Below are 26,905 nucleotides of genomic sequence, written 5' to 3' on the forward strand. Positions count from 1 at the left end.
GAATGGTCAGGGAGGATCTGCGCCGGTGTCGGTCGGCGCCGACCCTCCGCTCTCCGGCACCGCTGTTCTGCGCCGCCGCCGGACATCAGCGCGCATTCGGTCGAGGATCGCGTCGGTGCGATGGGCATGGTTGATCCGCGGCGTCGGCGACGGGTGCGCGCGGGGCGGGTGCCAGACGGCGCGGCCGGCGTCGACCCCTTCGGTGGCGATGGTGGTGGCCCACTGATCCACCCCGGTGCCGACCACTCGGTTGTGTGGTGGGCAGGCGGTCGCGAGGGTGTCGAGGTCGGTGGATCCGTGGTGGGCGTCCCACTCGACGACGTGGTGGATCTCGCAGTCGAACGACGGCCGCGTGCATCCCGGGAAGGTGCAGCCGCCGTCGCGGGCGACCGCGGCGATTCGTTGTGCGCGCGAGGCCAATCGCCGGGACCGCCCGAGGTAGAGCACCTCACTGGAGTGGTCCCGGAACACCGCGAGATGATGCTGCGCGGCGGCGGCGAGGTCGATGGCGTCCTTGATGGGTAGGAGGGTTCCCGTCGCGGTCCGTGCCGGGTCGCCGGCCGCGTCGCGCAGCGCCGATTCGGTGATGGAGACGACGAGGTGTGGCGGCAGCCCGTGGTGCGAACCCCCGAGCGCGCCGGCGTCGAGCACGAAGCGCAGCATGGCGCGCAACGCGTCGTGGTTCCGCTTCTCCGCGGAGCGCTCGTCGCGTCCGGCAGCGGCGGCCAGCGCGTCGGGGTCCGCGGCGGCGGGGTTCCCGGTGGGCGACTCGGGATCGGCGGGATTGTTCATCCCAGGAGCGGCCCACACCGACAAGACGACGTCGAACATCGAGCGCGTCACGGGGTCGAGCGTTGCGGTCAGCCGGGACATCAGTTGGGCGTCTTGCGGCCCGAGTTTGAGGCCGCGGTTGCGGGCGCGGTCGCGGTCGTCGGTGATGGTTCCGTCGGGGTCGAGGTGGGCCAGGATGCGGGCGCCGAGGTCACGGAGTGACGACGGGTCGTACTCGCGTGCGTAGTGCGCGAGCGTCGCCTCGGCAGCTTCCCGGACGGCGGGGTCCACGTCGGCGGGAATCTTGCGCATCACCTCGATGACGACGTCGACATGGCGTCCCGAGATCTCGCCGTCGGCAACACCTTTGGCGGTCTCGGGGAAGCGCGGTTCGAGCGGCACCCCCTGCATGTCCGGGAACCTGCCCAAGGCCCAGACGCGATTCATCAGGCGGGTCGCCTCGCCGCGCCGGTTCAGACCATGGCAGAGGAGTTGGAGACGGTCTGGCACCCCATCTTCCGGTACGCCGACCGCTCGTCGATGTCGACGATGTGATCGGTGAACAGCGACAGCATCCGTCGTTCGGCACGCTCGTGCTCGATCGCGACCTGTAAGAGGTCAGTGTCGGAGCAATCCGTGGACTGCGTCTCGGCGATCTCGTCCATAAGTGCATGCAGGCGCTTGTACTGGTCGAGAAGAAGTGGTGGTGCTGCAGATGGCCCTGTAGAAGCCATGATTTCATCCCCCGTCATCATGGCTTTACTCGAAACTACGTTCGAGACTACCGGCCGATCGCCCGGCGTGCAACCCCTTCCGGCGAGTTGTTCTGCGTCGCAACCGAATCGCGTCGCCCCGCCGCGACCCGGTCTCGCCCAGATGTCGCAGTTCGTTGCGCCTGACGCCACGTTCTGCGACATCTGCGCGTGCCGGCGACCGGACCGGCCACGGGTTTGCTAGGCTGTCGTTCGCGAGTCCGGCACTCGCACGCCGATGTAGTTCAATGGCAGAACATCAGCTTCCCAAGCTGAATACGCGGGTTCGATTCCCGTCATCGGCTCCACCATCACCGCGGTCCGCAGGCCCTCCCCTGGTCCACTGTCGACTACCCGAAGAGGGCCACCGCGGTGCCGGAGATCAACGGAACGCTGAGCAGGACCAGGACGACTCCGTTGATCCATCGGTGGTCACGCAGAACCGCCAAGAACTCACGGACCTGGGCGTTGGGGACGAAGTATCGCGCGGTGTGGGCGCCGGTCGAGAATCCGTCGATCCCGGCAGACCGCATGAGCATCGCTCCGCGGAAGGCGTGATAGCCGCTCGTCACCACCGCGACCGGTTCGGTCACTCCACGCTCGTCGAGCACATGCCTCGAGTACCGGAGGTTCTCCGCGGTGTCGGTGGATCGGTCCTCGAGTGCGATGGCATCACGATCGACGCCCTTCGAGACGAGGTACTCGGCCATCGCCGCGGCCTCCGACAGCCGCTCGTCGCCACCTCTGCCTCCGGAGCAGATGATCAGCGGGTCCAGGCCGGAAGCCCGGGCCAGATCATAGATCTCGCGACCGCGGTCGAGTCGTGACGCCAGCAGTGGACCGACGCGGGACCCGTCGAGCAGACCGGCACCAAGGACGATGATCGCGCCGACCTTCACCCGTCGCGCCCGCCATCTGCTCCACCTGCCGTACAGCCACGACCAGAGCAGCAGCGAGGCGAAGACGAATCCCAAGTAGCCGGCCGGGATCCCCACCGCCAGGAGGAAGTTGAGCAGAGCGTTGCTCGTCGACACGTCGAACCATCCGACGATGATCCCGAGCAGGACAGCGAGCGCGTAACCGGACAGGAGTGCACCCAGGAGCGCCGACAGCAGGTTCGCGGGGCGGCGTCCCTCTCGGCGCAGAAGCGTCACGCCGTTGGCGATCAACGACACACCGAGGATGAGGATGGCAAGCAGCGCAACGAGTCCGAGGGCCACGATGGCCACCGCCGGCGCGAGAACCGAGCCGTCGTCGTCGATGCCCCTGTCCACGGCCGCGATCACCGCGGCGAACATCACGCCCGACAAGGCCGCGGTCAGCAGAATGCCGGGGCTCAGACGACGTGGTCCTGCATTGCAAGCACCGCGCTCGCGATGAGCAGCACTGCAGCAACTATCAGTACGCCCATCACGAGCCCGATGGTGCCACAGGTGTCGCGCAGGTCGGGAAATGAAGAACGAACCCCGTGGCTCTAACTCGATCTCGGCGCACACGACACGGTTCTCTCTACCCATTCCCAGACGCGACCGAAACCGCGCGGCCGGCGTGCAATCATCGAACGAGTTGGACCGACGCCACAGTCGGTCCTCGTCATCCCAGGACGCACACAATGCATCTGCCCGCGATGAGAACTCCGATTCTGGTGCTGAGCATCGGCCTGCTCCTGAGCTGGCTGCTGCCGCCGCCGCCCGCGCATGCGGCGCCCAACCGGGTCGATGCCACTCCGGCTGGGTTGACCCTTGATGGACGCCAGTGGTGGCCATCCGGATTCGACGCCTACCAATTGGCCACCGATTGGTCGGTGAATGCCGGTTGCGGAGCGATGGTTGATCTCGACGACTATTTCGCCGCCTTACCTCCGCATTCGCTCACTCGCTTCAATCTGTTCGCTCAACTGGCCGTGAACAAGTACACCCAGCAATTGGATTTCGGGCCGATGGATGCCGTCTTCGACGCCGCCGCGCGGCACGGTCAGATGGTCTTGCCTGTCCTCGCGGCCGCCGATGGCGCGTGCGAGAGCGGAGTTTTCAAGGAACGAGACTGGTACCGATCCGGCTGGCGAACCCTCGCCGGCGCGGGTGGACTCACGTTCGAGCAGTGGGTCAGGACTGCAGTGGGACGCTGGAAGAGCAGGTCGGCCCTGGCGGGATGGGAATTGGTGGGTGAACCCGAACCGTCAATCTGTGGCGATCAATCGTGTGGATGGCAGCAGCGGTCGTGCCCGGTCGACGCCTCGCGCGTACTGCGGTCGTTTTTCGGCAGCGCAGGTGCGATGGTCACCCGACTGCACGGCGGGGCGGTGATCTGGTCCGGCTTCACCGGCGGTGGCCAGTGCGGCACCGCCGGGCCCGACTACCAGTACGTCGCCGGCTCCCCGTACCTGGACGTCCTGGACTATCACGACTACGGTGCGGACGGCGTCGCGCTCCCCGGGGATCAGTGGAACGGACTGGCCGAACGTCTACGCCAGGCGCGCGCAGTCGGAAAGCCCCTCGCGGTGAACGAGATCGGCCAGCATGCCGGCTCATGCGGTTCGACGTCCGAGCGCGCCGACGACTTCCGGACCAAGGTCGCCGGTCAGCGGGCGGCCGGGACGGCAACCGCACTGTTCTGGGCATTCGTGCCGGACCCGAGGCACGACCAGTGCACCTACGACATCGGTCCCGGTGACCCGGTGCACGAACTGGTCTCCGAACTGACCAGCCTCGATTGAGGGTCAGCACTCGGGCAGCAGTGCAATACCCGGCCGACGGGCCGACCGGCCGTTAGACTCTGCCGATGTCCAGTCCCCTGGGGATCACCTCCGACGAGTCGCTGCGCAAGGGACTTCAGAGTCGTCATATCAGCATGCTCGCGCTCGGCGGTGCCATCGGCACCGGCTTGTTCGTCGCCTCGGGCGCCACCATCTCCGACGCGGGCCCGGGTGGCGCCATCCTGGCGTATCTGCTGATGGGCTGCATGGTCTTCTTCCTGATGCAGAGCCTCGGCGAGATGTCGGCATACATCCCGTGCAGCAACCCGTTCGAGGAGTACGGCAAACGCTTCGTGTCCAAGTCCTTCGGCTTCGCAGCCGGGTGGAACTACTGGCTCAACTGGTCGGTCACCCTGGCCGCCGAGTTGGTGGCCGCCGGGCTGATCATGAAGTACTGGGCACCCGACGTGCCGTCGTGGATCTGGTCGGTCGTGTTCCTGGCGGGTCTGCTGGCGCTGAACCTGTTCGCGGTCAAGGCGTTCGGCGAGGCCGAGTTCTGGTTCGCGGCGATCAAGGTCATCGCGGTGGTCGTGCTTCCTCATCGTCGGCGTGCTGCTGATTCTCGGTGTCGTCGGCGACCGTCCGTCGCCGGGCTTCAGCAACTGGACGATCGACGACGCCCCGTTCGTGGACTTCCCGCTCGGCATGCTGTCGGTCTTCCTCATCGCCGGTTTCGCATTCCAGGGCACCGAGATGATCGCGGTCGCCGCCGGCGAGGCGGTCGAACCGAAGACGGCGATTCCGCGCGCCGTGCGCACCGTCTTCGTGCGCATCCTGTTGTTCTACATCGGCACCCTCACCGTCATCGCGTTCCTGATCCCGTACACCGACCCCAATCTGCTGAATGCGTCCGAGGAGAACATCGCAATCGCCCCGTTCACCCTCGTGTTCTCCGACGCGGGGATCGCGGTGGCGGCATCGATGATGAACGCCGTGATCCTGATCGCGATCCTGTCGGCGGGCAATGCGAGCCTGTTCGCGGCAACCCGCGCGTTGTACGGCCTGTCGGTGCAGGGCAACGCCCCACGTGTGTTCGCCTGGGTCACGCGATCAGGAGTGCCACTCCTCGCCGTGGCCGCGACGACGGCCATCGGCGCCCTCTGCTTCCTGGCGAGTCGGGTGGGCGACGGTCGCGCGTATGTCTGGCTGGTCACCGCCTCGTCGGTGGCGGGCTTCATCACGTGGATGGGTATCGCGTGGGCCCACTATCGTTTTCGTCGGGCGTGGCAGGCGCAGGGTCTGGACCTCGACAGACTCCCCTACAAGGCCTGGCTCTACCCGGCCGGCCCGATCATCGCGTTGCTCATGTGTGTTGCCGTCATCGCGGGGCAGAATCTCCCGGCGATCCGCGACGGATCCGCGGGGAATCTCGAACTCTGGCTCACCGCCTACGGCGCACTGTTCGTGTTCCTCGCTCTGTGGTGGGGCCACAAGGTGATCACGCGCAGCCCGACCGTCGACCTGCTCACCGCCGATCTGTCACCCACATCAGCTGCGTCGGCGCATCGCGATCCGGATCCGGATCCGGACCTCGTCGGCTGACGATCAGCCGACAAGTTCGGCGATGTGGTTCAACGAGTTACGCAGATGGTCGTCGGCGAACGGCGGGAACTCGATGTACTCGCGGATGTGGGCGGGCACGGCCGACCAGTCGTAGGTCAGGGTGAGCTCGGTGGACGACTCCCCCACCGGCACCAGGTCGTACCGCCATGTCCAGCCGCCGAATTCGAGGTCCCCGGAGTCGTTGCGCTGCCCTGGTTGCCACGCTATCGCCGACCGCGGTTCGATCACCTCGACCCGGTTCTCCATCAGGTAGTCACCGTCCGGATGGTTCGAGTGGTACATGTTCATCCGGAAGACCTGGCCCACCTCCCGCAGCGGTGTCGTGTCGACTGCGTCCCGAACCCAGCCGGTGCCGTCGATGGCCTGGTGTGTGCGGGGGTCGGCGAGCGCCGCGAACACCTCGTCGGGCGTGGCGGAGATCGTGCGGCTGACGGCAACGTTCTCGTGCGTCATGGTGCTGGCCCTTTCGGGTCGGGTCCCCCGGATCGGGGATCGGACACAGAGGTGGACCCGAACCGGCGCCCGTACTCATCGGTGACCTTGTTTCCCACGAGTGCATGTCATCCTCGTGAGATGGACCTGCGCCTGAGTCGGGAACGTTTCGCCGCCGCGCGGTCGGTCACACTCGCCACCGTGTCACCCTCCACCAAGCCGCACCTGGTCCCCGTCGTGTGCGCACTCGACGACGACGTCATCTACACGTGCGTGGATCACAAGCCGAAACGAACCACCGCACTCCGTCGTCTCGCCAACATCGCGGACAACCCCGCGGTGTCGCTCCTGGCTGACATGTATTCCGACAACTGGGATGAACTGTGGTGGGTGCGAGTCGACGGCCGGGCACATGTCGTCGACGCCGGTGAATCCGTCGGCAGTCACGGCATCGACACGCTGGCCGCGAAGTATCCGCAGTATCGACTCCGACGGCCCGATGGACCGGTGATCGTCGTCGAGTCTCTGACGTGGCACAGCTGGTCGGCCACCTCATAGGCACGTCGGCGGGCGGCGGTTTCGGGCAATTTTGGCACGTTCCTCGATGAGCTGGCTGCCACGCAGGCATACCGAGGAGGTTCCCGATGGTGCAGCGCAGCGGCGAACGGCCACGCGACAACCGGTCCGGATCACCGGGCTCGGCCGGCCGAGGCTCCGGATCGCCTGACCCACAGCGGGACTTCGACGAGATCGACCACCAGTCGGCGGGTGAGCGCGCCGACGAGGTGGAACCGAAGATGCGACGTCGGCAGTGGATCGGACTCCTTGCCGGCGTGGCACTCGCGGCCCTGGTCTACGTGATCCTGCCCGCCGAAGTCGGGCAGGGAGCCCGGCTCACGGCGGCGACCGCAGTTCTCATGGGCCTCTGGTGGATGACCGAGGCGATACCCATCCCCGCAACCGCGTTGCTGCCGCTGGTGATCTTCCCCGTCTTCGGTTCAGACGAAGCGGGCGAGTCGATCTCGGTGAACGACGTCGGCGCGGCCTATGGAAACAACGTCATCTTCCTGTTCATGGGCGGCTTCATCATCGCCCTCGCGATGCAGCGGTGGAATCTGCACCGCCGCATAGCCCTGGTGACCGTCGCAGCGATGGGCACCAAGCCGCCGATGGTGATCGCGGGTTTCATGATCGCCACCGGATTCCTCTCGATGTGGGTGTCCAACACCGCAACCGCCGTGATGATGATTCCGATCGGCGTGTCGGTGCTGGCGCTGGTTCTCGACCTCGGTAAGGATTCGGGCACCGACGCGCCCGGGCCGAAGGCCACCGACACCGACGTACCGGTGGACGGTGAGACCCTCACCCAGGCCGTCATCAAGAGCAACTTCGGCACAGCACTGATGCTCGGCATCGCCTACGCCGCATCCATCGGATCGTTGGGCACGATCATCGGCACCCCGCCCAACACCCTCCTGGTCGGATACCTCGAGGGTGAAGGCATCGACATCGGGTTCCTGGAGTGGATGATCGCCGGCGTCCCGCTCGCCGTGATCTTCCTCGCCATCGCGTGGTTCCTGCTCACTCACGTCCTGTTCAAGCCGGAGATCGACGACATCCCCGGCGGCCGGCGCATCATCCGCGATCAGCTCGACGCCCTCGGCTCGATGTCGCAGGGCGAGATCCGGGTCGCCGTGATCTTCGGCCTCACCGCATTGGCGTGGATCGCGGTCCCGCTGATCTGGGACGAGAACCCGCCGATCTCCGACACCGGCATCGCGATGACCGCCGCCGTTCTCCTGTTCCTGTTGCCCAGCGGCTCCAAACCCGGTGTGCGCCTGCTCGACTGGGAGACCGCGATCAAACTGCCATGGGGCGTGCTGCTGCTGTTCGGCGGCGGCCTTGCCTTGTCCCAGCAGTTCGAGTCCAGCGGACTGACCGCCTGGATCGGCGACGTGGCCGCCGGGCTCGACACGATCCCGGTCATCGTGCTGGTGGTCATCGCGGCGACCGCGATCATCTTCCTCACCGAGATCACGAGCAACACCGCGACAGCGGCAACCTTTCTCCCGGTCGCCGGAGGCGTGGCCATGGGAATGGGTCTCGACCCTCTGGTGCTCACGATCCCCGTCGCCCTCGCCGCAACCTGCGCATTCATGCTCCCGGTGGCGACGCCACCGAACGCGGTGGCCTACGCCAGCGGGTACGTCACCATCGGTCAGATGATCCGCGGCGGGCTCTGGCTCAACCTCATCGGGATCGTGCTCATCACCCTCGCCGCCTACACCGTGTTCGCGTGGTCTCTCGGTATCGCGTACTGACCCCGCCGCGCCTGCCGACCGTCATCGAGGCGCTCGTCACGCATCCTTCGGCGCGGGAATGACGCGGCACATGCCCTCGTTGCGCGAATGGTCATCAACGTCCGACCAGAGGCAAGAGGTGCAGTTGTGAAGATCGGGATCATCGGAGCGGGATTCATCGGCGGGACGCTCACGCGTCGTCTGACATCGTTGGGACACGAGGTGCGGGTGGCGAACTCGCGCGACCCGGAGACGCTGGCCGAACTGGCCTCCGAGACCGGCGCCACCGCGGTATGGGCCGCCGACGCCGCGAAGGACGCCGACCTGGTGATCGTCAGCATCCCGCAGAAGAACACCCCCGACCTCGCGCCGGGCATCCTCGACGCCCGCAAGCCCGACGCCCCGGTGATCGAGACGAACAACTACTACCCCCAGCAGCGCGACGGCAAGATCGAGGCGATCGAAAACGGTACCCCCGAGAGCGTCTGGGTGTCGGACCTGCTCGGCGTCCCGGTGTACAAGGTGTTCAACGGGATCTACTGGAAGCACCTGCTGAACAAGGGCGTACCCGCGGGCACAGAGGGCCGTATCGCGCTGCCGATCGCCGGCGACGATACGGCGGGCAAGGAGATCGTGTTCCGCGTGGTCGACGAACTCGGGTTCGACCCGGTCGACGCCGGACCGCTCGCCGAGTCGTGGCGGCAACAGCCGGGAACGCCGGTGTACGGCAAGGATTTCGGCGTCGACGACACCCTCAAGGCGCTTGCCGATGCGTCGTCGGAACGCACTGCTGAGTGGCGCGCCTGACGCACTCACCGGAGGGGCGGCACGCCACCGCGGGAACTACCGGCGCTTCGAACGTCCGGGCCCGCGTCGCGCGCTCTTGCCGGGGATCTTCCCGGCCGCCTCGCGTGCCGCCCTCTTCGCCGCCGCCTTCTCCTTGGCCGACCGTTTGGGCGCCTCGTCGGTCCGCCCCCGCGACGATGTCGCCTTGCGGCCGCGCACGATGCCGATGAACTCATCGGCCAATTGAGTTGTGGGAGCAGGCCACAGGAGTCCGACGGACCCGGTCGGGGCGTCGGTGACCGGTCGATACACCAGATCCTTGCGGTGATGCAGGCGCGCCAGCGACTGCGGCACGAGCAGTACGCCGACGCCGGCCGCGACGAGTTCGACTGCGTCACCGGTGGTCTCGGGCCGATGATCCACCGCCGCACCCGGGCGTTCGGATACTGTCAACGGTTCGTCCAGCGGCCACAGCAACTGCTCGTCGGTCAGATCGGCCAGGGTCATCTCGTCGCCGGCGGTCAGGGCGTGGTCCTTCGGCACGACGACGACCGTCGTCTCCTCGTACAGGTCGATCGTGTGATGTTCCCGCGCATCGCCGGACCGCAGGGCATCGGGCAATCTGGTGATCGCCATGTCGACGCGCCGCTCCCCGACCGCCTCGGCACAGACCGCGACGTCGAGGGCGATGAGTTCCAGCGAGACGTCGGGACGCCGCTCGGCCCAGATCCTGACCCACTTGCTCGGCGTGACCCCCGGAACGTATGCCAGCCGGAAGACAGGGGCCTCGCCCGCTGCGTGAACGTCGGGTGTGGTCACGCCCAAAGGCTACCGCCCGATACCCTCGTCGAATGAGCTCGCAGTCGATGAAGCCGGCCACCGCCGCCAAAAAGCTGGACGTGTACCTGCCGGCCACTCCTGCGGAGTTCCAGCAGGGCCCGATCACCCGGGCCGAACTCGCCGCCCTCCAGACCGACCCGCCGGAATGGCTCCGCACGCTTCGCGCCGACGGCCCGCACCCGAAGAATCTGGTCGCGGCAAAACTCGGCATCTCGAACTCGGGCCTGGTTCGCGGCGGCATCACCGAGGCACTCACGACGGCGCAGATCGACGACCTCCTCGCCGAGATGCCGGATTGGCTGGCCGCCGAACGCGCCACCCAGATCGAGGTCCGTCGCGAGGAGCGGCGCGTCAGGTCGCTGCACGCCGACCGACGACGCGCCCGCGAAGAGGGTGACACGGACCCGGAGAGTTAGTCCTCCGACCGGTCCGCAGCCGCACAACAGTATCCACCCGACAGCGACTATCGCTTCACTGCAACGTCTCTCGGATCTCGACCGCCAGCCCTGTCAAATGCTCCCGGAGCACGCGCTGCGCGCGGGCCGGCGAATCCGTGTCGGCGAGGAGCAGGTGCATCGCCAGACCGTCGACGAGGGCGTGTACCGCGACCGCATGAGAGTCGAGATCGCGGCCGGCGCCGATCAGCCCGTGCTCGTCGAGGACGCCCAGCACCGTCCGACAGAGTAAGCGCAAACCGTCGTGGGCCTCGCGCGCAGCATCCGCGAGACCGGGATGTGCCACCGACTCGGTCACCATCGCGAGGTTGACGTGCATCTCGACGCGCCGCTCGTCGTCCAGCGGTAGGACCTCGGACAACACGGCTTCGGCCCAGCGGAGCGGATCGCGAATCCGGTCGTGCTCGCGGATGCGGAGCGCCACCCGTTCATAGATCAGGCGCATCGAGAACTCGAGCAGCTCTTCCTTGTCCGCGAACACGTGTCGAAGCGAGCCCACCGAGATGTTCGCCTCGGCCGCCACCTCGCGGACCGATACTCCGGATGCGCCTTCGCGCAACACGATCCGCCACAGGGCCTCGGCGATCTCGGCGCGTCGCCCGTCCCGGTCGATCAACTTGGGCATTGACCCATGCTAGTACACCCGTGCTATCTTGACTTCGAGTTTTGATAGCACGATTGTGTCAGCAAAAGAAGTGGCACAGAACGGAGACACGATGCCGACCCGACACGCGGCGCTGGACGTCCTGCGCGGCATCGCGATTCTGGGCACCCTCGCCACCAACATCTGGATCTTCACCAACCCGGAGGGGTTGATCGGCTACATCCAGGGCGCCTATCGGGCCACCGGCTCGTGGGCGGTGGCCGAGGACCTCCTGCAGCAGCTCGCCCAGGGCAAGTTCCTCGGTCTGCTCACGATCATGTTCGGAATCGGGCTGGCCATCCAGCAGCGGTCGGCTGTTCGACGGGGCCGGCCCTGGCCCGGTAGGTATTACTGGCGAGCCGCGCTGCTGTTCGTCGACGGCGTGATCAACTACTTCCTCTTCACCGAGTTCGACGTCCTCATGGGATACGCGGTCACCGGCCTCATCGTCGCGTATCTGCTGTCGATGCGACTTCGTCGCCAGTACGTCGCGATCGCGATCGCTGCGTCGACGCATCTGGCGCTGCTGGGCCTGGTGAGCTGGGCCCTTCTCGCCGCGCCCGCCGTATCGAGTCCGGGCGCCGCACTGTCCCCGAACCCCTACGCAGACGGCAGTTTCGTGGACCTCGTCGCTTTCCGCGCCGAGAACTTCCTGATGTTCCGCGCCGAGGTCCTCTTCATCCTGCCGATGTCGGTCGCGCTCTTCCTCATCGGCGCGGCCCTGCTGCGCGCCGGCGTCCTGGAACCGCGCGGCGCCCGGCTTCGGCGACGCCTGATGGCCGTCGGGCTGGGAGTCGCCCTACCTCTCGACTTTGCCGTCGGACTGGCCGGTGGCGATGCCGGACTCGTCGTGGGGCGGTACGGGTTCGCGCCGCTCGTCGCACTGGGGTTGCTCGCGTGGGTCGCCGGGTACTACGCCGACGGCCGCACACCCGGGCGGTGCGGCCGCGCGCTGACACCGGTCGGTCGAATGGCGTTGTCCTGCTATGTGTTACAGAACGCGATCGCGGGTGCCGTCTGTTACGGCTGGGGACTGGGGCTCGCGCAACATCTCGACGGCTCGACGCTGGTCCCCGCCACGGTGGCCCTGTACCTCGGCATCGCCGTGGTGCTTATGCTGTTCTCCCGCTTCTGGCTCAGCCGATTCGACCGGGGCCCTCTCGAATGGCTGTGGCACCGAAGCTACGACCGCATCACCGCTTCCGCCGACCGGCCGGCGTCGCCCCGACAGGTGGACGCGCCGCGGTGATTGCCGTTCGGCTGCAGCTCAGAGCACCATCCGGCGTGGGTTAGGCGTCCGCACCGCGGGGTACCCGACGCGCACCATCATCCGATCGAGGAGTGAGTCGTGGACACAGCCATCTGGATCATCATCGCCGTCGTCGTCGTGATCGTCATCCTTGCGCTCGTGTTGTTGCTGATGCGTCAGCGACAGGCACGCCGACGGGTTCAAGCGGAGGAGATCAGGCAGAACGCAGCGAAACAGGTCTCCACCGTCCGCCATCGCGAGGCCGTCGCCGAGGAGGCCGACGCCCGGGCACGAAAGGCGCAGGCCGAAGCCGATGCCAAGGCCGCGGAGGCCAAGCGGCTGCAGGAGCAGGCCCGCCACCACCAAGGTCACGCGGCGGAGTCCCGGCACGAGGTCGAAAGCGAGTTCGCCCGTGCGGACCGTCTCGACCCCGATATCCGACGGAACGCGGATGGACGGGACACCGAGGGACGGGGCGCCGACGGACGTGGTGCGGACGGGCGGAACGACCCGATCGATCCACGTCACCGCCCGGACGCCGATCCCCGCGGACACCAGACGCCGCCGAACGCCCGCTGACGCGACCCTCTCGCAAGGCGACGCAGGCCACATCGGTGCCGCGGTGTGACGGAGCAACCTGTGGAAAGTGGTACTCAGTCCCGAGTGTTAGTGGGTACCATTTCTCTCGTCAACTGCGCCGGGACCTTCGGGGGCCGGTCTTCCGCAGCACCAGAGGGGTCCACGCATGGCGTCGTTTCTGTTCAAGCTCGGAAGCTTCTGCTTTCGCCACAAATGGTCGGTGATCGCGGCCTGGCTGGCCGCGCTCATCGCAGTCGCCGGACTGGTCGGCGCACTCCAGCCCAAGTTCGCGCAGGACTTCAGCCTTCCCGGCACCGACTCGGGGGTTGCCACCGAACAGGTCGAGCAATACTTCCCACAGGTGATGGCCCAGCAGGAACAGGCGTCCACGAGCATCCTCGTCGCTGCCGAGGACGGGCTGCAGAACCACACCGCGCAGCTGAACGAACTCGCCGCGGCCCTCCGCGGACTCCCCGACGTGATCGAGCCGCAGACCGTCGTGAACCCGCTGACGGTTGCGGCCGCTGAACCAGCACTCGCTGCGCAGGTCGTCGGCGACAACGGTCGGGTCGGCCTCATCCAGGTTCGCCAGGACATCCCGATCCTCGACCTCACCGTCGAGAACAAGGAAGAACTCGTCTCGATCCTGGACGAATTCTCCGTCGACGGCCTGCAGGTGGAGGCAACCGGGTCGCTGATGCAGGTGATGGAAGCCGGCGGCACGGCCGAACTGCTCGGTTTCGCAGTCGCCTTCGTCGTGATGATCGTGGCGTTCGGAGCTCTCATCGCTGCCTTCATTCCTCTCGTCACCGCGATCGTCAGTGTCGGCATCACCATCCTGCTGCTCACGCTGTCGGCCGAGGCTCTGTCGATCAACGAGTCCGCCACCGCCATCGTCACGATGCTCGGCATCGCCGTCTCCATCGACTACGCGCTGTTCATCGTGTCCCGGTACCGCGCGGAACTACTCCGCGGCGGCGCGCCATCAGACGCCATCGGCCGAGCCGTCGGCACAGCCGGGTCGGCGGTGGTTTTCGCCGGCCTCACCGTGATCGTGGCGGTGGTGGCCCTCATGGTGATCGGCATCCCGATCATCACTCAGATGGGCGCGGGTGCCGGCGTCGCCGTGTTCATCGCGGTGCTGGCTGCTCTGACCCTCATCCCCGCCATTCTCGGCGCGTTCGGGCGATTCGCCTTCCTACCTCGAATCCCCTGGATCAAGCACGCCGTGGAATCCGAGGACGACACTATGGGCGTCAAGGTCGGGCGCACCGTCGTCAAGTGGCCCATCCCGTTCATCGTGATCGGCCTGCTGGCGCTCGCGGCCGCGGCCATCCCGGCAACCAAGCTGGAACTCGGTCTGTCGCTGTCCAGCGAAGCCGAAGCACCCGCGCAGGAACTGCTGAGCCGCGGTTTCGGTGAGGGCATCAACGGCCCATTGCTCGTCGTCGTACACGACGAGGACGGCGCGATCAACGCCCCGGCCGAGGAGACCGTGCGGCACATCGCAACCCTGAGTGATGTCGCCAACCCCGAGGGGCTCACCTGGACGGGCAACCGAGCAGGCGACACCGCGCTCATCATGGTCACCCCGGAGAGCGCGCCGTCGTCAGCCGCCACACACGACCTCATGGAGCAGATCCGCGCCTTTGCACCAACGGTCGAGAACCGTGGCGCGGAACTCCACGTCGGCGGTCAGACAGCCATCATGTCCGATCTCTCCCAGAAACTCGACGATGCACTCATCCCCTACCTGGTCGTGGTCGTCGGTCTCGCATTCCTGATCATGATCGGCGTCTTCCGGTCGCTCTGGGTCCCGCTCATCGGCACCCTCGGATTCGTCTTCTCGGTCCTGGCGACCTTCGGCGTCACCGTGGCGATCTTCCAGGAGGGCTGGCTGGGATTGATCACCCACACGCAGCCGATCATCTCCTTCCTGCCGATCTTCCTCATCGGCGTGGTGTTCGGGCTCGCGATGGACTACCAGGTGTTCCTGGTGACCCGAATGCGCGAGGAGTTCATGCACGGCTTGTCGGCCAAGGAGGCGATCGTCGCCGGTTACCGGCACGGAGCCCGGGTGGTCACGTCGGCGGCGATCATCATGATCAGCGTCTTCGCGGCGTTCATGCTCTCCCCGGAGACGACCGCCAAGATGATGGGTTTCGCGCTGGCCGCGGCAGTGTTCTTCGACGCCTTCGTGATCCGCATGCTGGTCGTACCCGCGGCGATCGCGTTGCTCGGCGACCGGGCCTGGGGCCTCCCGCGCTGGCTCGACCGCTTCGTGATCAACTTCGACATCGAGGGCGAAGCAGTCCGCCATCGTGGGCTCGAGGAACCGGACGACACCAGGTCCCCGGTCCCGGCGAGTTGATAAGCCGCACAATCCTTCTGACAAGAAGTGAGCACGTATGGGCAACTGCCTGACTGTGCACGCCGGCTCCGACGCCCCGGAACCCGCACCGGGGCGTCGGATGGGCCTGCGTGAACAGAACAAACTGCGCACCCGCAACGCCATCCGGCAGGCGGCGATCACCCTGATCGCCGAGCAGGGGTACGCCAAGACCACCGTCGAGCAGATCGCCGAGGCCGCCGGCGTCTCACACACGACGTTCTTCCGCTGCTTCCCGTCGAAGGAACAGGTGGTCGTCGGAGACGAGCACCTGCATGCCGAGGCGCACGCGATCGTCGAGTCCATGCCGCCCGGCCTCAGCCACTTCGATCTCATCCGGCGCCTGATGACCGAGCTGCACCGCCTGACGGTCGACGACCCCTGGGTCGGCAATCCGCTCCGCATGCAACTGATCCGCACCGAGCCGTTGCTGCAGAAGCCCTTTCAGGTCGAGTCCGAGCGCATGATCTCGGACATGACCCAGCTCATCGCCGACTACCTACGGATCGCGCCCGACGACTTCCGGCTCAAGGTGTTCCTCGACGCGGTGGCCGGGGTGACCTTCCATCTGGCCACCGAGTTCGACGACAACCGGGAGATGCCCCAGCTCGAGACGACCCTGCGCGCGATCGATCTGCTCGAGCAGGGGTTGCCGGTCGGATGAACAGTAGTTGTCCGGCCATTCGCCCCGCGAACATTCCCTCTAGGATTCAGAGCGTGATCTCGGACAACGCTGCCCGACCGCGACCGATGCCGGGCCTTCGACACGGCTCCTCGCTGCGCTCGTCGCCGGCTCAGGCAGCAGGGGGCACTGGCCGCTGGTCAGTGATTGCCATTGCGGTGGTCGCGGCCATCGCGGCCACCGTCTCGCTCGCGGCATCGGCCCAGGCCGCGCCGGCCAAGCCGACCCCGGCACCGTTCCCGGTGACCGACATCGCGCGGCTCTACGCCTCGGACGTCTCGTCGTATCCGGGCGGCGTGTACCTGCAACCGGTGGAGACGTTCACCGCCCTGCGCCGCGATCACCCCGAGGTGATGGCCCGCAATCTCGAGACGGCCGTCGCGATCAACCAGTCGGCGGCCGGCAACCCGGGACTGCAGCGCCGAGCGCTCGCCGACGCACACGACGATCCGCTCTGGACGATGTCCGATGCCTTCGGCGACCGGCTCGGACGGGATTTCCGGAACGCCCTCGCCGCCAATCGCCTCCCGAAGACCACGGCCCTCTTCAGCGACTACCTCGCCCGCGCCGGTGGGCTCGCGAACGCGACGCTCGTCGAGAAGTACGTGTTCGGGTACGAGCGGCCGTTCATCGTCGCACCCGAGCGGATCCGCAAGTACATGCGCGCCGGAGCCAGCGAGTACGACGCGCTGGGCAGCAACCCGTCGTTCCCGTCCGGCCACACCAGCCTGTTCTTCTGGCGGGGCACCCTGTTCGCGTCGATGCTCCCGGAACTCGCGCCGCAGTTCCTCGCCCGTGCCTCGGAGGGTGGATATCACCGCATCGTGCTGGGCGTGCACTACCCGCTCGACGTGATCGGTGGAGCGATCGTCGGGCAGGCCGCCGCCGCCGATCGCTGGAACGACCCGCAGTTCCGCCGGCTCCTCGCCGCGTCTGCCACCGAGATCCGCAAGGAACTCGAATGGCGTTGCGGCGCAGCCCTCTCGGTGTGCATCGCGCGTGACACGCCCTACGCCACCGATGCCGCGGCCCAGACGATCTACGCCCAGGGCATGACCTACGGATTCGGACGCGTCTCGTCGCCGACACATCCGATGGTGGTGCCCCGACAGGCCGTCGAACTGATCGCCGGGGCGTACCCGCGACTGACCGACGAGCAGCGGCGTCAGGTCCTGGAACAGACCGCGTCGCCCGCGGGATATCCGCTCGACGACCAGCGGCCCGGCCGCGCCTCCTGGCAGCGCCTGGACCTCGTCCGTGCTTACACCGCCGACGTCATGGTCGGCCGCGACGGTCGGGTGACCGTCCACTGAGGACCGCCCTGACCTGCTGGTAACTGAATCGTTTGTCCCACTGCCCGTTGCGAACTCGTTCGTGACGGGCAGTGTCGTGCCATGTGGTCCACTGTGTGTCCAGTTTCGCCGAACAGCTTGACACCGGCGTAAGGGTATGGCTACTTTTCGAGTGGCCCACATCACATCCGACGTGGACTCACCGCCGTGACCAGGGCGGACGGTGCCGGAATCGCGGACCCAGATACAGCGCTGGGTCGATGAACTCATTCCTGATGTCGGGCACGGTCACCGCCCTGGGCGATCCGATCGACCGCCGGATCGAACGCAACGCCCGACGCGGGGTCACTGTGGCAGCGACCGTCGGCTCTATGCCGCGCTCGAACCCCGGATCGCCGCACGCCCGGCGTCGACGAGGCCTGCGACCTCGCGATCACCGCGACCCTCGCCGTCCTCCGCGACGTGCGCCCGGAACAGCTGCGGGCGCTCGACGAGTCACTCGGCGGGCGCTGACGACCGGGTCGATCACCCCAGCCAGCGTCCCGCCCGGCGGCTGTGCGCCGCCTTCGTGCCCGACGGCAGCCGATCGTAGGCCCGCGCGAGGAAGTTGGAGCGCGCGTTGGCCTCGAAGACGTCCCGGTGGTCGCGCACGAACGTCCAGTAGAGCCCGTCCCAGTCCTCGGTCCAGTCCCCGGCCGGGATGTCCGACATCTTCTTCAGGTAGTTGCTACCCGAGACGTAGGGCTTGGTGGTGATCGCCTCGCCCGCCGCGAACTGACTCATCGCGTACACGTTCGGGACCATCACCCAGTCGTAGGCGTCGACGAACATCTCCATGAACCACTCGTAGATCTCCTCGGGATCGATACGGAGCAGGCACATCGCATTGCCGAGGACCATCAATCTCTCGATGTGATGGGCATACCCGTGTTCGAGGACCCGCCGGATCACGAGATCCACCGGTTCGAGGCCGGTCTCCGCGGTCCACCACCCGTCCGGCAGCCGGCGATCGTGACCGAGGTGGTTCCGGCTGCGGAGGCCACGTCCGCGGATCTCATACGAGGCCCGCATGTACTCCCGCCAGCCGATCAGCTGCCGCACGAAACCCTCGAGGCCGGCCAGCGGGACGCGGTTGCGAGCGCCGACCTCCAGCGCCCTGGTCAGCACCGTGCGCGGACTCAACAGCCCGATGTTGAGGCCGGGCGTCAGCAGCGAATGGAAGACGAAGGGGTGCTCGGCGCTGATCGCATCCTCGTACGGACCGAACTCCGCGAACCGGTCGGCGAGGAACTGTTCGAGCATCGCCCGCGCCTCGTCGTGAGCCGTCGGCCACCCGAAGGCGTCCGCGTCGCCCGGGTTGTCGGGGAACGCATCCGACACCCAGGCGATCGCGGCGTCGACCTCCGGATGTCGCGCAGGCGGTGTCGGTTGCGGAACCTCGTGGCCCCTCGGCAGCTTCTTCCGGTTCTCGGAGTCGTAGCTCCACCGGCCGCCCTCCGGCTTGCCGTCGTCGTCGACGAGGATGCCGAGCCGCCGGCGCTGCCAGGTGTAGAACTGCTGCATCCGCGGCCGGCTGCCGCCGAAGAACTCCCGGAGCTGGCGACGGGTGGTCAGGAAGTTCGGGCTCTCGGCGATGTCGTCGGCCGCGAGCGGGCACCCGGCATGGTCGAAGGCCGCCAGCAGATCCCCGGACAGCCAGTCGTCGACGACGTCATAGAGGTGGATGGACGACGGCTTCCGACGCGACAGGTGGGCGACGAGTTTGTCGTGACTGGACTGCTGGGCGTCGGTCTCCAGGATGTCGACGTCGAAGCCCCGGTCCCGCAACCGATCGGCGAACCTGCGCATACTCGCCCGGTGCAGGACGAGCTTCTGCACGTGGAACCGGTACTGCCGGAACATGAGATCGTGTTCGACGAGAACGAAGCGGGTGCCGGGCTCCGCGTCGAGGTGTGTTTCGAACAACTGATGCGGGAGCACCACCCGGACCACACCGCCGGACGGAACGGACATCGGCTCTCCTCTCTGCCTCCGCTGGTTGAGCGCCCCCCGCTGGTTGAGCGCCCCCCGCTGGTTGAGCTCGTCGAAACCACTCCGACGCACCCTCCACTCCCGACTTGGACGCGCCCCTCAAGGACCGGACAAGTCGACCCCAAGTTCGCACCAAGCGCCTGGCGACATCCTGTTGTCCATCACCCGATCACCACGATGAGCAGCCGAGACCGGGCACCCGCCCACTCCAGACGATAGGAACCACGATGTCGCGCAGCACCGCCAGCTATTCGCACCCCTCCGACGATCGGATTGCCGAGTCCGGCGGCGACGTGCCGTCCGTGGACAGGCCTCTCCGGCAGCTGGGCCGGCGTGCCACGGTCATCGCGGCCTGCGTGGGCTTCGCCGCCCTCGCGGCCTGCAGCGTCAGAGTCGGCACGCAGTCGATCGAAGAGGCCTCCGACATCGACGTGGGCGAGTGCCTGCAGATCGGCTCCGAAGCCGGCGAAGGCAAGGTCGAGGCGACCAAGGCCGAATGCGAAGGGACCGAGGGGCTCACCTTCTACGCGGCCGACAAGGTCAACACGTCGGCGGAGTGCGGCACCCCCAACACCTCCGCGCTCACCTTCGGCGAAGGCGACCAGAAGCTCTGCCTCACACCCAACTTCGCCGTCGACACCTGCTACCAGATCCCGATCGGCGGCGGCAAACTCGCCGACTACCGCGAGGTCGAGTGCAACGCCTCCCCCGCGGACAGCACCATCCTCGCCAAGACCGTCAGCCGCGGCGCAGATTCCCTCACCTGCACCGAGGACGAGACGAAATGGGCCTTCACACAGCCTCTGTCGGTCAGTTACTGCTTGACCGAGGACGTCGCGGCCGCGAGCCGCTTCGACGGCTGAGCGGCGGCCTGCGGGCCCGGCGCCGCGTCGACGAGGTCGTGGGTGACGCGGTAGTCCTCCCGCATCCGCGCCATGGCGACATCCCGTGCGCGGTAGGATTTCTCGACGCGTGCTCGTGCCCGCCGGGCGCCACCGACCCGCTGCGCCGAATCCGCCACCGCGAGAACCGGTCCGACCCGTCTCAGCAGATGTTTGAAGCGGCCGTCGGGGATTCCGAGCGCGTCGGCGTCGGCGTCACCGATGAACACCCGCTGCAGTCCGTGCATGGTCTTCGTGGCCAGCCGGCGTCGCAGGGCCTGCGGCCCCGGGAACACCGCGGCCAGTTCGGGCACCAGATAGTCGTCGGTCAACGCGACCACGAAATCCCGGTCGTCGGGACCCGGCCCCGGCGAGGTCAGCCGATAGAGCTCTTCGATCCGGACGTGGTCGGCCTCGCAGACCGGGTTGAGCTCAGGGCTCATCCCGACCACATGCCCCACGTACCGCCACAGGTGGTAGATGTCGTCGAGTTCGCGGTCGGTGAACCGCACCCCCAGCTTGTGCATGGCGTCGATCGCGATGTGCCCGAACTCGGCGATGGTGAAGGCCATGTACGGCTGCGGGATCGGCACGCCCCACGCGGTCTCATCCCAGTCTCCGCGCGCGAGCAGCATGGAACGGACATGCGCGTGGATCGTCCGGACCCGCACCGTGTACGCGAAACCGTCACCGCCGCGGCGCATCCCGCCGGGCGTCAGCACCTGCCCCAGCCATTCACCGACCTCCACCGACCGCACCGCCGGCTGGGACAAGTAACGCCCGGTGACCGCGAGTGGCTTGCCCGCGATCGTGTTTCCCGCCCCGCGGACCAGCGATGCCGCGCCGAGCACGATGCCCAGCGGTGCGGTGTTGACGACCAGCGCGTCGGCCGCGCGACTGATCCGATCATGATCGACCCAGTCGGGCTCGTCATCGAGGAACTCGAAGAGCGCGCGCAACGAGTCGGTCGCGTCGTCGACCGAGTCGATGCCGTTCTTCAGCGCCGCCCGCAGCACTGTCGTGGTCGGGCCACCGGGTTGCCGGTCGGCGGCCACGGCGTCGGCGAGCGGGTCGGCGATCCACATCTGATCGAGCCAGTCACGGCCGGCCGTCCCGAACCGTTGCACGGCCAGGTCGGTGTTCACGAGGTCGGCGGGTGCGCTCCGTTCCATGGATCCATGAGAACACGAGCAATCCTCACTTACTATTCACTTTTGATGGCATCGTCGACGACTCCCAAATCCACCGCATCGCAACGGCGCAAGGCACCCAAGCAGCAGCGCAGTCGTGAGATGAGGCAACGCCTCCTCACGTCGGCGCTCACACTCCTGGAGCGTCGTCCCGGCCGACGGCCCACCACCGCCGAACTCGCCGACCACGCGCACGTCAGCATCGGGACGGTGTACCGCTACTTCGCCGACATGGACGCGATCGTCGAAGAACTGCGCCTCGCCGCCGTTCACGACATCACCGCCACCCTCGCGAGCGGGATCGGCCGGGCGATGGATCAGCAACCGGACACCGCGATGGTCACGGTGGTCGAGACCCTCGTGTCGTCATTCGAGTCACATGCGCCGGTCCTGCGTGCCTCGCTCGAGATCGGGGAACACGGCTTCGGCGACGCCTGGGCCGAGGTCGAGGGACCGCTCCTCCCGCTGGCGCGGATCCTGCCGTCGCGGATGAGGCCCGACCTCGACGATCGGGCGATCGACGAACTGGTGTTCCTCACCATGGGTGCGACCGCGAGTCTGTGCCTGCGCGTCGCCCTGCAACGACCCCGCGACGCCGACCGGACATCGCTCATCGCGATGGCGGCACGAATGTTGTTGGCGGCGTTCGACTCACCGCCGTCGGGCAGTGCTGGTCGAGTAAGTGCCGGCTGAGTCGGCGACTCAGAGGCTGCGCTGTTCCGCGTACTCCGCCATCGCCGTTCGCTCCGCCTCGTGTCTGGGGTAGAAGAAGAACACCACCGCCGCACCCACCACCACGATGGCGGCCGCCGCGCCGTAGGCGTTCCTGTCGCCCTGTACGAACGCGTCGCGGGCCGCGGCGATGATCTGATCGGCGTACTGCGGATAGCGTTCGGCCAGGACCTCGGCACTCGAGAACGACTTCGTCAGCGCGGCTTCGGTCTGTTCGGTGACCTGATCGGCCTGCGGCGAACCGGAGATGGTGTCCTGCAACTGCTTCGCGTAACCCGCGGTGAGGATCGCGCCGAGGGTGGACTGCAGGATCGCGCCACCGAGGTCGCGTTGCAGATCGGACATGCTCGACGCCATGCCCGCGCGCTGCACCGGCACCGAACCGGTCAGCGACTGCGACGCCGGGGTACCGGCGAGACCGACGCCCACCCCGACGAGGACGTAGACGAGGCCGACATGCCAGAAGTGGGCGTCCTCATCCCAGGTGAGCATCGCGAGCACCAGGCCGACGACGATGAAGGCGTAACCGGACAGCAGCGTGAACCGCGAACCCATGCTCTGCACGAGTTTGGCCGAGCGCGGGGCCACGACGATCATGGCGGCCGCGGCCGGGAGGATCGTGGCGCCGGCCGCCAGCGTCGAGTAGCCGAGAACGTTCTGCATGTACTGCTGGCCGATGAACATCGCGCCCATGAGCGTGCCGAACACGATCAGCCCGCCCACCGCCGCGACCCAGAAGGTGCGTCGGGCCGCGATCCGCAGGTCGAAGAGCGGCACCCGCACACGCAGCTGCCGCCAGACGAAACCCGCCCCTGCCAGCAGCGCGATCGCGGCCAGGATGTAGACCTGCAGTCGATGATCGGAGTTCGGGGCGAAGTTGATCGCCAGCACCAGCGAGCCCACCATCACGATGGACACGACGCCACCCAGGTTGTCGACGACTGCCGCCTGGTCGCCGTTGTCGTCGGGCACCAACCGCCACGCCGCGACCAACGCGACAACGGCGAGCGGCAGGGTCACCAGGAACACCGAGTGCCAGGCCAGGATCTCGAGGAGCGCCCCGGACAGGACCGGTCCCAGCGCCGAGATCGCACCGCCGAACGCCGACCACGCGGCGATCGCCCGGACCCGTTTCGGCCCCGACCACAGGGCTGTGATCACCGCGAGGGTGGTCGGGAAGGCCAGGCCCGCGGCGATGCCGCCCACCAGACGAGCACCGAACAGGACCTCGACGTTGGGCGCGAATCCGGCGACGAGCGACGCGGGGATCGACAGGCACATGCCGATGACCAGCATCCGCTTGCGGCCGTGCCGATCTCCCAGCGCGCCGAAGTAGAGCACCGACGCCGCCAGGCCCAGCGAGTAACCGACCGCGACCAGGTTCAACTGCGTCGAACTCGCGTCGAGCGCCTTGCCGATGTCGGGTAGCGCGACATTCGCCACCGCGAGATTGATGTTGGCCACCCCGGCGACCAGGATCAGCGCGACCAGGATCGCCTTCGCCCGCTTCGGAGCCGTCCCCGCCTCGACCTCGGCCGTTGTCGACGTCATCGGGGAATCGTACGTGCGCGAGCGCCATCGGGCCGGGGATCGGGACGCTCCGGCACGAAATGGTCACGCCGGCGTCGACTTCTGGTGGGGTACGAGGAATCCGTATGACGTCGTGCCCGGTTTCCGGGCACAGCGTCATACAGCTCGGATCAGATCAGAGGCAGACGCTGATGGTCACCGGCCCGATGGGGATGCCGAAGCAGATCGCCACCGAACCGACGGCCTGTACCGGTTGCACCGGCTGCACCGGCGCCGGCGCGGCGGAAGCGGCCGGCGCGGTGGCCAGACCGATCGCGCAGGCGGCACCGACAGCGGCCACCCCGACAGACGTGCGACGCATGATCCCGGACATGTTCATGAGCAGCTCCCCTCGAGCTCGAGTCCCCCCGGACAACCCTGCGGATGGGGTCAACACGCAGGTGATGGTGACTGAGGATTCTACGCCCCGGCGTCGGCGTCGTCCCCATCCCGAAGGGTCGAATCCGCGACGGGGTGTCACAGGCTGATGCGGAGACCGTCCCACTCGTGATCGTGCATGAAACCCTTCGCGAGCCCGACCCGGTACTTGAGGCAGCTGCGCAGGATCCCGGCATAGGCGAACGGGAGCATCAGCGCGGGCATCTGGTCGCCCGGACTGCTGACGACATCGGACGCGCCGCGGAAGTCGCGGACGAAGTCGCGCAGGGTCCGGTCCTTGCGCGACGACGGACGCCACCCGTAGAGCAGCATGCCCAGCCCGATCATCTTGTCCACGCCCGACCCGGGCGTGATCGGTCCGTCGTCGGGATCCCAGGTCCCGAGGAACGCGCGATCGACGCCGTCCTCGGGCGTGAACATCATGATCCCGCTCGTGGCGCGCGGGTTGCACTCGATGCAGAACAGGTCGCCGCCACCGTTCCGGTCCTCGATGAAGTCGAACCCGATCTGGCCCGTGAAGTTCACCCGGCGAACGAAATCGCTGACCCACCCGGCGATCCGCGGATGGTCCACGGACCGGAAGTTGAGGCACGAACTGCCGTCGATGGCGTAGTCGACCGGATAGGTGGCGTGGGCGTAGACGCGCCCCTCGTGGCAGACCGAATACGTGCAGAAGTTGTTCCCCGACGCCCACTCCTGTGCGATCCACGGGTTCTGCTCATCGTGCTCGAGCCAGGTGAGCGGATCGCCGGGAGTCACCTTGTGAACCTTCTGCGAGCCCCGCGAATAGCAGTGTTTGAGCGCGAACGGCTTGGTGAAATCGAGCGATCCGACGTCCTCGGGTCCGGACACCCGCGCGAACTTGCGCGTCGGGATTCCGAGTTCGACGAGCAGTTCCTGGAAGTCGTACTTGTTGTGCAGGCGGTTCTCGGTGGTGAAATCGGAGAGGAACAGCCGACATTCAGGCGGGAACACCTCGGCGAGCATCGCGATGATGTCGGTCTCCTCATGCACCGGGATCACCATGTCGACGTCGTTGTCGGCCACGATCCGGGCGAGGGCGAGGCAATATGCGAGCGGCTCGAACTTCGGCGGGGGCACGCGGTGAAAGTCGCTCACCGCGTTGGAGAATCGGCCGATCCCGACCGGGATGGAGTCGACGATGCTCACCCGGTGACCCGCCGCGGCCATCAGCCGCGCGAGTTCCAGGGTGAGGAACGATCTACCGAATGTGATCAGTACATGGGTTTGTCCGGCGCTGTTCACCCGGGCGAGTGTAGTGCCGACGGGCCCTGAGCACGGAAGCCGGACGGCCTGCGAAAAATCCGGTCAGGTCGGGAATATTCAGTACCGTCCTGTCGGTTCACCCTGTTAGTTTTTTGCACGATCGGCCGGTCCGGGTGCTTCGCTTCCGGTTGCGGAACAGCAGTTGCGGAGCAGCGCTGGTGCGGCCCGGGCCGATCGCGTGCGTACGCAGTCGGGGTGGTCGTCGGTCCGAGCCTGTCGAGGCTCATCCGGGCCGAGTTGGAGGAGGCATGCAGCTGTTCGTCATCGGCGTCATCGCCGCGTGCCTCGCCGCAGTCGCCTATGGGATGTCCACGGTCCTGCGCGCGCTCGGCGCCCGCCGCGTGGCCGAAGCCGCTGCCGACGAGGGTGAGGGCATCACCACCGAGAACGGCGCACCGACCCTCTCGTCGACGATGTCGACACTGGTCGATCCGGCCTTCATCCTCGGCACGACGCTGGTCGTCCTCGGCTTCGCGGGTGGCGCCCTCGCTGCTCGGTTCCTACCGCTGTTCCTCTCGCAGACCATCGTGTCGGCCAACCTGGTCATCACCGCCCTGCTCGGCACGATCATCCTCAACATCGCCCTGCACACGCGAGAATGGGTCGCCACCTGGCTGGTCGTGATGTCGCTCTGCCTGCTCGGCGTGGCGTCGTCCCATCACACCGGCGGCGGAGAAGAGGTCGGATTCCACTGGGGCCTGTTCGTCGCGACGCTCGCCCTCTGCGCCCTCGCTCTGGTGGGCGTCTACAACCTCGGTCCGGCGGGCGCCATCGTCGGCGGCGCATCGGCGGGTCTGCTGTTCGGCATCATCGCCATCGCCGTGCGCATCCTCGACGGAATCCAGCCGTTCGATCCCGTGGCGCTGCTGACCGATCCGGCCGCCTGGACCATCGCCGCCGCGGGTGCGGTGGGCTTCTACGTCCAGACCGTCGCCCTGCAGCTCGGCGCGGTGAACGGGGTGACCGCGGTGCTCGTGGTCGGCGAGACGGCCGGTCCGAGCCTGGTCGGGGTCGTCTTCCTCGATGACACGGCCAAACCCGGACTCGGCTGGCTGGCCATCCTCGGTTTCGTCGGCGCGGTCGTCGGTGCCGTGCTGGTCGCCTGGTACGGCTCGGTCGACCCGGATCACCTCGGCGAGGCGCCGCCGATGAAGGGCGGGTGGCGCCGTGGCCGCGAGGAACCCGCGTCCGACGAGGAGCACGAAGCGCCCGCGGCAGACGCCGATCCCGACCTCGCGGATACCGATCTGTGGACGACCGACGACCCCGCCCTCGACACCCGGGACTCCCGGCGCACCTGACGCTCCCGCTCTCGTCGTCGCAGGTGG

The 26,905-nt window shown here is 67.4% G+C and carries 24 protein-coding genes, 1 tRNA gene and 2 pseudogenes; 16 read left to right on the top strand and 11 right to left on the bottom strand.

Features of this window, described 5'->3' with window-relative positions; genetic code table 11:
- Window positions 1-6: 6 nt before the first annotated feature.
- Together GR168_RS20470 and GR168_RS24020 are read right to left on the bottom strand one after the other, a co-directional pair.
- Complete coding sequence (locus tag GR168_RS20470) at window positions 7-1,182, bottom strand: HNH endonuclease signature motif containing protein (protein ID WP_238994952.1); 1,176 nt, start codon at window positions 1,180-1,182, stop codon at window positions 7-9.
- Between the two features lie 62 nt (window positions 1,183-1,244).
- Window positions 1,245-1,505 carry a hypothetical protein gene (locus tag GR168_RS24020; protein ID WP_238994953.1) on the bottom strand — a complete coding sequence of 87 codons (261 nt, stop codon included), beginning with the start codon at window positions 1,503-1,505 and terminating at the stop codon, window positions 1,245-1,247.
- A 252-nt stretch (window positions 1,506-1,757) separates the two neighbouring features.
- Between GR168_RS24020 and GR168_RS20475 the strand changes: the two genes are divergently transcribed.
- Window positions 1,758-1,831, top strand: a tRNA-Gly gene (locus tag GR168_RS20475).
- Between the two features lie 42 nt (window positions 1,832-1,873).
- Here the strand turns inward: GR168_RS20475 and GR168_RS20480 are convergent.
- A complete protein-coding gene (locus GR168_RS20480) occupies window positions 1,874-2,824 on the bottom strand; it encodes a YdcF family protein (protein WP_238995106.1) in 951 nt (316 codons plus the stop codon).
- A 311-nt stretch (window positions 2,825-3,135) separates the two neighbouring features.
- On the opposite strand from GR168_RS20480, the gene GR168_RS20485 reads away from it, so the two are divergent.
- Complete coding sequence (locus tag GR168_RS20485) at window positions 3,136-4,239, top strand: beta-mannosidase (protein WP_159371554.1); 1,104 nt, start codon at window positions 3,136-3,138, stop codon at window positions 4,237-4,239.
- 65 nt (window positions 4,240-4,304) lie between these two features.
- Window positions 4,305-5,820, top strand: a pseudogene (locus GR168_RS20490) (amino acid permease).
- A gap of 3 nt (window positions 5,821-5,823) precedes the next feature.
- Here GR168_RS20490 and GR168_RS20495 read toward each other — a convergent pair.
- Window positions 5,824-6,294, bottom strand: coding sequence for an SRPBCC domain-containing protein (locus GR168_RS20495; RefSeq protein WP_159371555.1), 471 nt, complete (start codon window positions 6,292-6,294; stop codon window positions 5,824-5,826).
- 120 nt (window positions 6,295-6,414) lie between these two features.
- Between GR168_RS20495 and GR168_RS20500 the strand changes: the two genes are divergently transcribed.
- The 3 genes from GR168_RS20500 to GR168_RS20510 all read left to right on the top strand — a co-directional run bounded on the left by GR168_RS20500 (window position 6,415) and on the right by GR168_RS20510 (window position 9,380).
- A complete protein-coding gene (locus tag GR168_RS20500; protein WP_078114144.1) occupies window positions 6,415-6,831 on the top strand; it encodes a TIGR03668 family PPOX class F420-dependent oxidoreductase in 417 nt (138 codons plus the stop codon).
- A gap of 86 nt (window positions 6,832-6,917) precedes the next feature.
- Window positions 6,918-8,594 (top strand): DASS family sodium-coupled anion symporter, encoded by a 1,677-nt coding sequence (locus GR168_RS20505; RefSeq protein ID WP_159371556.1) that lies wholly within the window; start codon window positions 6,918-6,920, stop codon window positions 8,592-8,594.
- Between the two features lie 87 nt (window positions 8,595-8,681).
- Entirely contained in the window at window positions 8,682-9,380 is a 699-nt protein-coding gene (locus tag GR168_RS20510) for an NAD(P)-binding domain-containing protein (protein ID WP_159371557.1), read from the top strand.
- Window positions 9,381-9,416: 36 nt separating this feature from the next.
- On the opposite strand, the gene GR168_RS20515 is transcribed toward GR168_RS20510, so the two are convergent.
- On the bottom strand, window positions 9,417-10,178 hold the full coding sequence (locus tag GR168_RS20515) for a LysR family transcriptional regulator substrate-binding protein (protein ID WP_159371558.1): 762 nt from the start codon (window positions 10,176-10,178) through the stop codon (window positions 9,417-9,419).
- A gap of 47 nt (window positions 10,179-10,225) precedes the next feature.
- On the opposite strand from GR168_RS20515, the gene GR168_RS20520 reads away from it, so the two are divergent.
- On the top strand, window positions 10,226-10,615 hold the full coding sequence (locus GR168_RS20520) for a DUF5997 family protein (protein ID WP_137809700.1): 390 nt from the start codon (window positions 10,226-10,228) through the stop codon (window positions 10,613-10,615).
- Between the two features lie 55 nt (window positions 10,616-10,670).
- Here the strand turns inward: GR168_RS20520 and GR168_RS20525 are convergent, their stop codons facing one another.
- Complete coding sequence (locus tag GR168_RS20525; protein WP_159371559.1) at window positions 10,671-11,279, bottom strand: TetR family transcriptional regulator C-terminal domain-containing protein; 609 nt, start codon at window positions 11,277-11,279, stop codon at window positions 10,671-10,673.
- A 91-nt stretch (window positions 11,280-11,370) separates the two neighbouring features.
- Between GR168_RS20525 and GR168_RS20530 the strand changes: the two genes are divergently transcribed.
- From GR168_RS20530 to GR168_RS24025, 6 genes and pseudogenes are all read left to right on the top strand, one after another.
- Window positions 11,371-12,546, top strand: coding sequence for a DUF418 domain-containing protein (locus GR168_RS20530; RefSeq protein ID WP_159371560.1), 1,176 nt, complete (start codon window positions 11,371-11,373; stop codon window positions 12,544-12,546).
- Between the two features lie 99 nt (window positions 12,547-12,645).
- Window positions 12,646-13,125, top strand: a complete 480-nt coding sequence (locus GR168_RS20535) for a hypothetical protein (protein WP_159371561.1) — start codon at window positions 12,646-12,648, stop codon at window positions 13,123-13,125.
- A gap of 166 nt (window positions 13,126-13,291) precedes the next feature.
- Window positions 13,292-15,496 (top strand): MMPL family transporter, encoded by a 2,205-nt coding sequence (locus tag GR168_RS20540; protein ID WP_159371562.1) that lies wholly within the window; start codon window positions 13,292-13,294, stop codon window positions 15,494-15,496.
- 37 nt (window positions 15,497-15,533) lie between these two features.
- Window positions 15,534-16,178, top strand: coding sequence for a TetR/AcrR family transcriptional regulator (locus GR168_RS20545; RefSeq protein ID WP_159371563.1), 645 nt, complete (start codon window positions 15,534-15,536; stop codon window positions 16,176-16,178).
- A gap of 161 nt (window positions 16,179-16,339) precedes the next feature.
- Window positions 16,340-17,509 (top strand): phosphatase PAP2 family protein, encoded by a 1,170-nt coding sequence (locus GR168_RS20550; RefSeq protein WP_238994955.1) that lies wholly within the window; start codon window positions 16,340-16,342, stop codon window positions 17,507-17,509.
- A gap of 331 nt (window positions 17,510-17,840) precedes the next feature.
- A pseudogene (locus tag GR168_RS24025) lies at window positions 17,841-18,001 on the top strand (TetR/AcrR family transcriptional regulator); the annotation flags it as partial.
- Between the two features lie 12 nt (window positions 18,002-18,013).
- On the opposite strand, the gene GR168_RS20560 reads toward GR168_RS24025, so the two are convergent.
- Window positions 18,014-19,501, bottom strand: a complete 1,488-nt coding sequence (locus GR168_RS20560) for a cryptochrome/photolyase family protein (protein ID WP_159371564.1) — start codon at window positions 19,499-19,501, stop codon at window positions 18,014-18,016.
- Window positions 19,502-19,746: 245 nt separating this feature from the next.
- On the opposite strand from GR168_RS20560, the gene GR168_RS20565 reads away from it, so the two are divergent.
- Entirely contained in the window at window positions 19,747-20,382 is a 636-nt protein-coding gene (locus GR168_RS20565; protein WP_159371565.1) for a pyridine nucleotide-disulfide oxidoreductase, read from the top strand.
- On the opposite strand, the gene GR168_RS20570 is transcribed toward GR168_RS20565, so the two are convergent.
- On the bottom strand, window positions 20,334-21,572 hold the full coding sequence (locus GR168_RS20570) for an oxygenase MpaB family protein (RefSeq protein ID WP_159371566.1): 1,239 nt from the start codon (window positions 21,570-21,572) through the stop codon (window positions 20,334-20,336). The genes GR168_RS20565 and GR168_RS20570 overlap by 49 nt on opposite strands.
- Before the next feature lie 120 nt (window positions 21,573-21,692).
- Here GR168_RS20570 and GR168_RS20575 point away from each other — a divergent pair, with 120 nt between their 5' ends.
- Window positions 21,693-22,283 carry a TetR/AcrR family transcriptional regulator gene (locus GR168_RS20575; protein WP_159371985.1) on the top strand — a complete coding sequence of 197 codons (591 nt, stop codon included), beginning with the start codon at window positions 21,693-21,695 and terminating at the stop codon, window positions 22,281-22,283.
- A gap of 9 nt (window positions 22,284-22,292) precedes the next feature.
- On the opposite strand, the gene GR168_RS20580 is transcribed toward GR168_RS20575, so the two are convergent.
- From GR168_RS20580 to GR168_RS20590, 3 genes are all read right to left on the bottom strand, one after another.
- Entirely contained in the window at window positions 22,293-23,873 is a 1,581-nt protein-coding gene (locus tag GR168_RS20580) for an MFS transporter (protein WP_159371567.1), read from the bottom strand.
- 154 nt (window positions 23,874-24,027) lie between these two features.
- On the bottom strand, window positions 24,028-24,231 hold the full coding sequence (locus GR168_RS20585; protein ID WP_065630380.1) for a hypothetical protein: 204 nt from the start codon (window positions 24,229-24,231) through the stop codon (window positions 24,028-24,030).
- Window positions 24,232-24,368: 137 nt separating this feature from the next.
- Complete coding sequence (locus tag GR168_RS20590; RefSeq protein WP_159371568.1) at window positions 24,369-25,556, bottom strand: carboxylate--amine ligase; 1,188 nt, start codon at window positions 25,554-25,556, stop codon at window positions 24,369-24,371.
- 269 nt (window positions 25,557-25,825) lie between these two features.
- Between GR168_RS20590 and GR168_RS20595 the strand changes: the two genes are divergently transcribed.
- Window positions 25,826-26,878 carry an EamA/RhaT family transporter gene (locus GR168_RS20595; protein WP_159371569.1) on the top strand — a complete coding sequence of 351 codons (1,053 nt, stop codon included), beginning with the start codon at window positions 25,826-25,828 and terminating at the stop codon, window positions 26,876-26,878.
- The last annotated feature ends 27 nt before the right edge of the window (window positions 26,879-26,905 follow it).

Origin of the sequence: Gordonia sp. JH63 (genome assembly GCF_009856645.1) — a bacterium.
Taxonomy (GTDB): Bacteria; Actinomycetota; Actinomycetes; order Mycobacteriales; family Mycobacteriaceae; genus Gordonia; species Gordonia hongkongensis.